This is a genomic window from Infirmifilum sp. (assembly GCF_049970975.1).
GTDB lineage: Archaea > Thermoproteota > Thermoprotei > Thermofilales > Thermofilaceae > Thermofilum > Thermofilum uzonense.
On sequence record NZ_JBMFLX010000175.1, the window covers coordinates 1 to 2180 of the forward strand.

Sequence of the window (2180 nt, forward strand, 5' to 3'; positions counted from 1 at the left end):
TTATTAGGTCTAGCAGGGGCTTCTCCTGGGGATACCTGCTCCTAACGTCTATGAGCTTCAGGGTTAGCCAGGACTTAAACTTATGAATACACATCTTCTCACTCATCCTCATCACCCCGTAGCTCTATCTGTTCCACGATCCTATCCCAGACCTTAGCTACGTATTTATCGAGTAGATATGACGCGCCTAAATTGTAACTAGAGTTACAGCCTATGATTGTGAGCGAGGGGTAATCCAGTGTAACGGTTCCAAGAAACGCGAGGTGCTCTTCCCCTTCGGCAGCCGACATTACGTGGATTTCCAATATGTTCTTCATCTGCTTGCATCGATCCACGACAATGACGCGGTGATAGTTGACGCCGTTTTCTTTCTCACGATAATCCACGACGGCTACTTGATACCATTGCCCCAGCTTAAACTCCGGCTTCAACATCCATCACCTCATGTGTACCATAGTACTGCAAACTCGAAATCGGACAGTGAGACGTTCTTGACGTCCTCGGGTTTCTCAAGCCTTTTCTTGAGTCTTACTACCAGGGCGAAGTCGTCGTACTTTGGCGTATACATTGCTCTGTTCGCTGGTATTTCGCGACCCGCCAACGTGGAAAGTACTTGAGCAGTAGCCTCGTGGCCAATATAGCTCTCAATTTCCTTGGCATTCTTCAGGATACATACTGCTACCTCAGGCTCTATTGTATAGTAGAGCATGAACCATGGGTACTCTTTTTTAGGAGGCGCGACAATCGCGTTGAGCAGTATGACATTGCCTTTCTCCCCGAGGACACTGTTTATATCCTCGAAACGGTAATATTGCCCGCCACAGCCCCACATGCCTTCGCATGGAAAGCACTCGGGGCGCGGTATTTGAAATACCTGCCCAGGGGTGGCCCCGCGACCCTGGGCTACTTCCACGCCCGTTGAGGGCGTGGGCGGGGCTTTAACACCCACACCAGACGGAGCCGTCATAGTCCGGTCTCCCCCTCGGGCGCTTACCCGAGGGTCTGGAGCCGGGAAACAAAAACTATTTTTTAAACACGACATAGTCTCCATCCTCCTCGCATACACCCTCCTCCATGTTTCCATCCCTAAAGAGAACCGCACACTGCTTCACGAGGCGCTTAACGGCCTCCCCGTGAGGCTTGTCAAGGCTAATCTCCCTCCACTTCTTCTTCGCGTAGAATCCCTTGTCCTTCATGCTCTTCTTTGCGGGGTAGATGAACGTAGCAGTCCACGTGTCCTCGCCGTCCGTGACGCGTCTCGAGTACACTAGGACGCCGTCAGCCCACTCCGGGGCCATCGAGGCGACAGACTTCACTAGGGACTCCTTGTCCTCGAGCAACCTCTGAACCTCTTGCTCCTGCTCCATGAGCCTTTTCTTAAGCTCCTCTTCTTGCTGACGTCTCTTTGCTTCCTCCTCTTCTCTCTGTTTCTCTGCGAGGGACTTGACAGCCTCGGGGTCTACGGGTATCATTGCGTAGATGTCTGTGTACCTAGCCTCGGTGTACATCGTTATCATGAGATACACGCCGGTCTTGCCGTCACAGGAGATAGTGACTGAGTCCCACACGGATGAGCATACGCCCCTTGATGAGAATCCTATATCCACGCTTCCATTCTCCACGCTTACTATCTTGTACGAATAGTCGAGGCTGGGACGGTGCTCGCCGGCAAGGCTATGATAGCCCTCGCCCACCTCGGACTTGACGCCTAGCCTTTCAAGGATCATCTGCATTAGTTTCTTCGCATTGGACTCGTTTAGGAAGCTAAACCGGGGCTCCGACAACACGTTGTCGGGGACGTAGCCGGACGGACTGATAACGAATTTCTCGGTGACCTCTTTGGTGTCAGGCTCCCATTCGTCAAGCCTTGTCCCATCATCAGTCTCATAGTAGAGCACCTTCTCTACCTCGAGGCTCTCAACCTGCTCCGCGTCGCTCGGGATCGGAGTCGCAAAGGGGGCGTAGAACCTAAGCTTGTCCGTCTCATACACAAAGTAGAAAACGTCATCCGCCTTGTATATCGCCAGGATCCTATCGGGGTCGAGCTTGACATTTCTACTATGTGCAAATTCACTGACAGGCTCCATGAGAATCAGTCGCCCCTTGTAAATGGGCCCGACCTCTTTGAACCCCATGCTCACTACTCCACGCTCGGGTACAAGAGTCAGCTCGCGTACAAC

At 52.4% G+C, this 2180-nt stretch carries 3 protein-coding genes; all 3 read right to left on the reverse strand.

What is annotated here, in order from left to right:
• Positions 1 to 98: 98 nt before the first annotated feature.
• The 3 genes from ACP5KC_RS10220 to ACP5KC_RS10230 are packed head-to-tail and all read right to left on the reverse strand — an operon-like array spanning position 99 to position 2087.
• Positions 99 to 431, reverse strand: coding sequence for a hypothetical protein (locus ACP5KC_RS10220; RefSeq protein WP_428287512.1), 333 nt, complete (start codon positions 429 to 431; stop codon positions 99 to 101).
• 11 nt (positions 432 to 442) lie between these two features.
• On the reverse strand, positions 443 to 967 hold the full coding sequence (locus ACP5KC_RS10225; protein WP_428287513.1) for an STIV orfB116 family protein: 525 nt from the start codon (positions 965 to 967) through the stop codon (positions 443 to 445).
• A 55-nt stretch (positions 968 to 1022) separates the two neighbouring features.
• A complete protein-coding gene (locus ACP5KC_RS10230) occupies positions 1023 to 2087 on the reverse strand; it encodes a hypothetical protein (RefSeq protein WP_428287514.1) in 1065 nt (354 codons plus the stop codon).
• Positions 2088 to 2180: the final 93 nt, after the last annotated feature.

What these genes read in the sequence shown, in the direction of transcription:
- ACP5KC_RS10225 (WP_428287513.1), bottom strand. Translation starts at nt 967, where the DNA reads ATGACGGCTCCGTCTGGTGTGGGTGTTAAAGCCCCGCCCACGCCCTCA.
- ACP5KC_RS10230 (WP_428287514.1), bottom strand. Translation starts at nt 2,087, where the DNA reads ATGGAGCCTGTCAGTGAATTTGCACATAGTAGAAATGTCAAGCTCGAC.